The organism is Novipirellula sp. (genome assembly GCF_041583735.1).
GTDB lineage: Bacteria > Planctomycetota > Planctomycetia > Pirellulales > Pirellulaceae > Novipirellula.
This window is the reverse complement of the sequence record NZ_JBFHFD010000450.1, coordinates 1-7,080: the sequence shown is the minus strand read 5'-3', so window position 1 is coordinate 7,080 and position 7,080 is coordinate 1. Positions and strand designations below refer to the sequence as shown.

The following is a 7,080-nucleotide window of genomic DNA, read 5'->3' as shown; positions in this document are numbered from 1 at the left end:
GAAACGGCAACCCTATCAAGAGGGAATGGTGTTCCGCTGCAATCTTGATGGCAGCGAATTTGAAACGCTCGGCTGGAACTTTCGTAACAACTGGATGGTCACCGTCGACTCGTACGGATCCATTTGGCAATCCGATAACGATGACGATGGCAATAAAGGCGTGCGAATCAATTACGTGATGGAGTTTGGGAACTACGGTTACAAAGACGAAAAGACAGGTGCTGGATGGCGCTCACCTCGGACGGGGATGAGCACCGCGATTCCCGAACAGCACTGGCACTTGAACGATCCAGGCGTCGTTCCCAACCTGCTATTGACCGGCGCAGGATCGCCCACCGGGATCACGGTTTACGAAGGTGATTTGTTGCCCATGTTTCGAGGCGATTTGATTCACTGTGACGCGGGACCCAATGTCTGCCGCGGTTACCTACTGGAAAATGACGGTGCTGGTTATCGTGCCGAAATCCGTGACATCTTGACCGGTACACGCGACAAATGGTTTCGCCCGTCCGATGTAAAGGTGGCTCCCGATGGATCGTTAGTGATCGCCGATTGGTACGATCCTGGCGTCGGCGGCCATGGGATGGGGGATCTCGATCGAGGTCGCTTGTTCCGAATCGTGCCGAGTGATCACGACGGCAAATACCAAACGCCAAAGTTTGATTTCACCAGCATCGATGGGGCCATCGAAGGACTCAAGAACCCGAACTACGCGGTTCGCGCGATGGCTTGGCAATCGCTGCACAAGCGAGGAGCGGATGCCGAATCGGCACTCGCGAAGCTGGCGTCGTCAAAAAATCCGATCTATCGTGCTCGCGCGTTTTGGTTGCTGGGCAAGATCGAGGGGCGTGGTGAGAAAACCGTTTCCGCAGCGATCGCGGACGATGATCCCAATATTCGCATAGTTGGCGTCCGCTTAGCGCGTCAATTGAATCACGATGTTAGTGACTACGTTCCCCGGTTGATCAAGGACGATTCATCTCAAGTACGTCGTGAATTGTTGGTCACGCTTCGCCATACCGACGCGGCTCAAAAGGCAAATTGGTGGGCCGAGCTGGCACTGCAACATGACGGCCACGACCGCTGGTACCTCGAAGCACTTGGGGTGGCGTCCGATACCGACGCGGACGCCTGTTTCGCCGCTTGGCTCGAAAAGGTGGGTGAGCATTGGGATTCGCTTGCAGGACGTGACATCGTTTGGCGAAGTCGATCCGCATTGGCACCTGCCTATCTGGCGAAACTTTTGCAAGATCCAGCCACCAGCGAAGCAGATCAAGCACGTTACCTTCGCGCACTGGATTTCCATGAGGCAACGGAGAAAGAGGAGTCGCTGAAACGTCTGGTCATTTCAGCCGCGAGTTCCACAGTTGCCGCGGGAAGCCAGAAAGACAAGTTGGTGGTCGAAGCGGTTTTGCGACTTGGTGATTTCGACTTTGAAGGTAGCGGTCCAGCGAAACATTCGGTACTGCGCTATTTGCGTGCCCAGCCTGGAACGGACGCGTATTTCGATTTGTTAAGTCGTTTCAAATTCAGCGAAATGGCGGACGACTTGGTCGAGTTCAGTCTGACGCACCACGACCAAACCAGCGGTGTCCGTGCCGCGGAGATTTTGTTTTCGATGGATCGGCAATCGTTGCTGCTCGATGCAATGCAAAGCGATGACATCAAGCGGCGTGTTGCGGCGGTGACGTTGGTGGGGCATGCGGGACGCAATCAAGCCGTTTCGTTGTTGTTGCCGCTGGTTACGACGGATGGTTTGCCCAACGAAGTGCGTGTCGCGGCGCTAGAGGGAATCTCGCGACGTCCCAATGGTCGCAAAAGACTGCTCGACGTGGTCGTCACTCGAAAATTGCCAGAGGACTTAAAGTTTGCCGCGGCGAACGTGCTGTTATCGACCGAAGAGGAAGCGATTCGCAACGAAGCGGCGAAATACCTCGAGCTTCCCGCGACCGCCGACAGCCAACCGTTGCCGCCGCTGGTAATGCTCGTGAAGCGACGTGGTGACGTGGCTGCCGGCGCCGAGGTGTTCCGTAAAACAGGGACGTGCATCAACTGTCATAAAGTGAATGGCGAAGGAAAAGAAGTCGGACCGGATTTGTCCGAGATCGGCAGCAAGTTATCGCGGGAAGCGATGTACGTTTCAATTCTGGACCCCAGCGCGGCGGTCAGTCACAACTTCGAAACCTACAGCCTGCTCACTGACGACGGTTCGGCGATCACCGGATTGTTGGTCAGCGATAACGCAGAATCGGTCACGCTACGCAACGCCGAGGGGATCGATCAAACGGTCAGCAAGGATGAAATTGAAATCTTTCAAAAGCAATCCAAGTCGTTGATGCCCCAAGATCTGCAGCGATTGATGACCGCCGATCAGCTGGTCAACCTCGTCGAATACACCCTAACGCTAACAAAAAAGTAACGCCAGCGAATCTTTCGCGTGAGGCTTTGCCTGCTTCTACTTCTCAATCTTAATCATACTCTTAATCCTAATCTTCTCTGCTTGTTTCCCGATTCTGCGAAGCTTGCTCGGACGGGATTAAGAGTCAGAGTTACAGTCCCAAGATCCAGAGCCCCGGCATCACCGCGACGATGGAGCGACCAGGATTTGTGACGCTATCGATTCCGCCTGAGGAGCAGTGGAGCGACTCACTTCGCTGGCTCACAAGAGAACAGCAAGAGCGGTTTGCCACCGCGGAATTTTTCACAATGTTACAAATACAGATCACCGGCCGGTATTTGAGACTCCCTCAACGCTCGCCACCGAAGTAAGCGGTTGCTGATTGTTGCAACGGCAAGCTCCGGACAAGACCTTCGTGATCGCAAACAAGCTGGCTGCGGTTTCGCAAAGAGGGCAACAGGGAAGGGAAAACCCATTCCACAAACCGAAAGAATTTGCAGCAACGAGCAGTACCTCGCCAACAAAACTGGATTAAATTCAAGGAAATCAAAAACGAGACTCCAGCGCGGGGTTTCCTCCCCCATAAAGTACGACACCAAGTCGTACATAACTCCGTTGTGCGACCTACCGTGAGGCGATGCGATACATATTCTGCCGCACATCATTGCGCTCTTCGTTGTCGGGCTCATCTGCCTTTGGGGCGCGCTCTGCGTTCTCTCTATCGGCGGATGGTTTGTACATCGCAACGATCACTTGCACGATCCACCCATCGACGAGAGTGAACTGCCCGACTTCGGCAATCCCGGCTACTCATGGCGTGATCCCATCGTTTGGGTGTTTGGCTTTTTCTGCTGGCCCGTGTTGGTCGCTCTTCGCTTAGACTCTTGGTACCGTTCACGATATGGCGGGCCTCAACCGTAGATTGCCGGTCGCACAACATGGTTTTTACGCTAGGCCTTCGGCACACCTTCCCTGTTTGGCGACGCGGGCTGGCCTTGGTACAATCTCTCGTAGTTCAGACCTCGCTCGCTTCGTTTAGGGCGGTGTCGTAAAAACCTTCCGTTGGGCGACCTACCGCATGTCCTCCGAAGCGTCCGTTGCAAACGCCATCGGTGAAATGGTGGACTTCTTTCTGCCGCACTGCGACGACACTAAAACGCTGATCGAACTCAAAGCGATGGCATCAGATCGCACTCGGTGGCGATTGGGGCATCATCTCTTCGACCGCATCCGCAACAAGATGCTCAAGGCCGATCGCAAATCCGATATTCGCCTCCAGCACCAGTACTCGTTCGAGGAAATCTGCGCGAAAACACTGTTCAACCTTTCTGGCTCGCCTGCTCCGTTCGACGATGATTCGCCGTTTTGGGTTATTCCGATTGCCTTGCAATTTGCCGCACAACTCAAACTTGATGACCCATACTCGATGACACGGCTCTTGCAGTCGCGATCCGATGGTTAGCTGGCTGGTTGTTCAGCGACCGCTAACATGGTTTTTACGCTAGTTGCTTCGCGATCACCATCCATGTTTCGCAACTCGGGCTATTGTTGGTAAACTGTTTGGCAATTCAGAGTCCACCGCTTCGTTCACGGCGATGTCGTAAAAACCTCCCGTTGTGCGACCTAAGCTAGTATAATGCGAACATGAACACTTCAGACTTTCGCGACATGCCCGTCGCTGACAAACTTCGACTCGTAACACAGCTTTGGGACGACATTGCTTCGTCCCCCGAGCCGATCGTGGTACCGCCGGAAGTGATCCGCGAGGCTTCTCGCCGATCCGCCGAGCTAGCGGCAGATCCTTCGCTCGCAATCGACGATGACGAACTCTGGCGTCGGGTTGATGGCTAAGAAACGTCGCTACCATCCTCTTGTCGCCAATGATCTTTCGTCCGCCGCAGAGTATTACGACGGAATCTCCGTCGAGCTGGGAAAACGCTTTCGTGCGTCGGTTCGCAATCGACTGCATGCTGTCTCAGCTCGCCATGAATCTTTTGCAGTCATCCACGATCAAATGCGGGCCGTGTTGTTCGATCGGTTCCCATATGTTTTGATCTTTGAGGATCACGCCGACTCTGTCGCGATACTCGGAATTTTTCACGCTGCTTCCGATCAGCAAGGTTGGTTCACTCGGTCTTACTAGTGTGTTTGGTCGCACAACATGGTTTTCACGCACGGGCCTTCGGAACACCTTCGTTTGTGATTCAAGCAGCGCCGGCGTATCATTAGCTTTTCTTGATTCAAACTCCACCGCTTCGGTAACGGCGGTGTCGCAAAAACCTTCCGTTGTGTGTCACTACCGAATCCTTGAGGCGTCGTTAATTGGACACATGGACAACCATACTCGTTGTGGTTGGCGTCGTAATTGCTGCCTCAGTTTCTCGTACGAACTGCGACGTTCTCGCAACCGCAGGATGTCCCGCGATATCCTTTCCGACTCGTCGTGCCCTGAATGCGATCGGGTTATCGGCCCCGACGCGGCGCGCGTGGCCATTGCGTCGTTCCGCCTTGATAAACCCATCTCGATTGGCAACTTTGGACTGTGCGCTGTTCACTGCTCTTATTGCAGTCATCAATTCTACGATCACATCAACAAATGCCAGATTGTTTTGTCGCCATATTGGTGGCAAGCCGACCGTGATGCAACGTGACACACGACTTCTAAGGGTTTGGGAGCAGCGAGGGACGAGCCTGATCCCCACCCCAATGTTCAAGGCGAGCCGTTTCGTGGCGGGAAGCGGCTGGATCGTCAACGTGACGCCGTATCACATTATGAAGTGCTAGTGGGGAGTGCAGCACGATGCATCGCAGTGCCATGGATGAGTTGCTGCATTCAGAAGAATACAAGAAAATGGGTGACAGAAAAATGAAGATGCTGCAATTGGGGGACTGATCATTTTTCTGTCCTTCATCTTCCTGTAAATTCAGCTTTGCTTGATTGATCGATCAAGCGATGCTTCACAAGGTCAATTCCTATACACCGAACTGATTAGCCACTCACAGTGTCTTGCCAGCAACCATGGACTAAAATCAGGACAAACCAAATCGAGTCTCCAGTGTGGAGGCTCCTCCCGTTAAAGTACGCCATCAAGTCGTACATAACTCCGTTGGGCGGCACAGATGCAGCTAACCGTTCGCAAGATGATGCAAACGTCCGGCCCCGGCTATGTCGTCAAATACACAGCTGACTTTGACGCCGTTCCGTCGACCGACGCTGTAACTGCTTCTGTCGCCAACTGGATGCCCGACGATGCTGAGCCGACTTTGGTCGAACTGGCCCGTGAGTTCATCGCTGATGCCTTCACGCAAGTCCTTAACCCGCGCGGCCTGCCCGCCACGGTTGTGATCCGCGACCTTGTGATTCACGATGTTGACTTTTCAGAATACGCGTTCAAACGCTTCACAATTGCTGGACTCGAGGCGCTGCTAGCGGAATCCAGCGCGTAGTGCCGCCCAACATGGTTTTTATGCTAGGCCTTCGGCACACCTTACATCTTTGGCAACGGGGGCTGGCGTTGGTACAATTTCTCGTACTTCAGACATCGTTCGCTTCGTTCAGGGCGGTGTCGTAAAAACCTTCCGTTGGGCGACCTCAAACTAAATGGATATCGAACCGCTCGAAGTTTATGCTCGTGACTCAAACTTCGCGGTTATCAAACCGCCCGGTCGCAATTTTCCCGGCGCTGTGATTCAGGGCGACTCACTGGCATCATTGTGCCGCACCGCACTTCAACTCGCTCGACAAGTTGGCTCGCTCCCCAATGCTCCGGAGGACCTCGCTGACTGCGCCGAGGAGGTTGCCGACGCTCTACTTGACCGCGTCTTGCACTATCAGGCCGTATTGGATGCTCACGGCATAGATTATCCGCACGCCAATGCACTCTCGGACGCGGATCGCGTCAAACTTACCCCGGATGGCGACGCCTAGGGTAGTGCAACGGTCGCCCAACATGGTTTTTACGCTAGGCCTTCGGCACACCTTCGCTCTTTGGCAACGGGCGTTGGCTTTGGTACAATCTCTCGTAGTTCAGGCATCGCTCACTTCGTTTAGGGGCGGTGTTGTAAAATCCTTCCGTTGGACGCCGCAGTGCTCAAAGAATCGCAAAGCAGCGATCTTCAGTTGTTAGCGACGCGACTTGGTTTTTCCGGGCTGCAAACCGCCGAAATACAATCCGTCGCCCATCGGTTACTCAACGCGGGCATTTACGACGACGCCCTTCTCGCGATCATCGACTCAGACCCTCCCACACAGTCTGAAGTCTTACCACCATTTCGCCAATACTTGGCTGCTAATGACATTGTTGTTCCCGATCGCGATGCAGCCGTTTGGACGCTACTGCGTCATCACATTCGACGAATTGCCGATGGATGCGATCGCCCGCACGACGCACTAGGCTCTGTCTGAAAACCTTAAATTGCGGAATTCCATGGGGCGATGATTCGAAGATAGCGACCGATCATCGATAGGTTCACCATTGCAAGAAAGTTTCGTGCGAGCTTCTCATAGCGAGTGGCGACACTCCTTCAGCCAGCCAATGGTTTGTTCAATGATGCAGCGACGTCGGTAGGTTCGCTTGTTGAACGCCACCGGACGCTTGTTACGATATTCGTTTTTCTTGCTCTGAATGACCGGTTCAATGCTTCGCTCCAGGAGCCAATGGTCAATCCAGTCGTAGCGATAG

Annotated in this window: 7 protein-coding genes; 6 read left to right on the top strand and 1 reads right to left on the bottom strand. The window is 53.9% G+C overall.

The features are described from left to right. The 6 genes from ABX962_RS25445 to ABX962_RS25420 form a co-directional block, all read left to right on the top strand. Positions 1–2,419, top strand: a 2,419-nt coding sequence (locus tag ABX962_RS25445) for a PVC-type heme-binding CxxCH protein (RefSeq protein WP_372723519.1), incomplete at its 5' end; no start/stop codon positions are given. Between the two features lie 1,057 nt (positions 2,420–3,476). Further along, positions 3,477–3,860 (top strand): hypothetical protein, encoded by a 384-nt coding sequence (locus ABX962_RS25440; RefSeq protein ID WP_372723517.1) that lies wholly within the window; start codon positions 3,477–3,479, stop codon positions 3,858–3,860. 182 nt (positions 3,861–4,042) lie between these two features. Then, positions 4,043–4,249: an addiction module protein gene (locus tag ABX962_RS25435; protein ID WP_372723515.1), complete on the top strand. Its 207-nt coding sequence runs from the start codon at positions 4,043–4,045 to the stop codon at positions 4,247–4,249. After that, the gene (locus ABX962_RS25430; protein WP_372723513.1) at positions 4,242–4,541 is read left to right on the top strand and encodes a hypothetical protein; all 300 of its coding nucleotides are present in this window, start codon (positions 4,242–4,244) and stop codon (positions 4,539–4,541) included. The genes ABX962_RS25435 and ABX962_RS25430 overlap by 8 nt, the downstream gene beginning before the upstream one ends. Positions 4,542–5,518: 977 nt before the next feature. Continuing rightward, on the top strand, positions 5,519–5,845 hold the full coding sequence (locus tag ABX962_RS25425) for a hypothetical protein (protein ID WP_372723512.1): 327 nt from the start codon (positions 5,519–5,521) through the stop codon (positions 5,843–5,845). A 154-nt stretch (positions 5,846–5,999) separates the two neighbouring features. Further along, positions 6,000–6,326, top strand: coding sequence for a hypothetical protein (locus tag ABX962_RS25420; protein ID WP_372723510.1), 327 nt, complete (start codon positions 6,000–6,002; stop codon positions 6,324–6,326). 573 nt (positions 6,327–6,899) lie between these two features. On the opposite strand, the gene ABX962_RS25415 is transcribed toward ABX962_RS25420, so the two are convergent. Next, the coding region (locus tag ABX962_RS25415) for a hypothetical protein (RefSeq protein ID WP_372723508.1) at positions 6,900–7,080 on the bottom strand (181 nt) is incomplete at its 5' end.

Bases quoted from the DNA above. Each gene is read 5' to 3' on its own strand.
- ABX962_RS25440 (WP_372723517.1), top strand. From the start codon at position 3,477: ATGTCCTCCGAAGCGTCCGTTGCAAACGCCATCGGTGAAATGGTGGAC.
- ABX962_RS25430 (WP_372723513.1), top strand. From the start codon at position 4,242: ATGGCTAAGAAACGTCGCTACCATCCTCTTGTCGCCAATGATCTTTCG.
- ABX962_RS25425 (WP_372723512.1), top strand. From the start codon at position 5,519: ATGCAGCTAACCGTTCGCAAGATGATGCAAACGTCCGGCCCCGGCTAT.
- ABX962_RS25420 (WP_372723510.1), top strand. From the start codon at position 6,000: ATGGATATCGAACCGCTCGAAGTTTATGCTCGTGACTCAAACTTCGCG.
- ABX962_RS25435 (WP_372723515.1), top strand. From the start codon at position 4,043: ATGAACACTTCAGACTTTCGCGACATGCCCGTCGCTGACAAACTTCGA.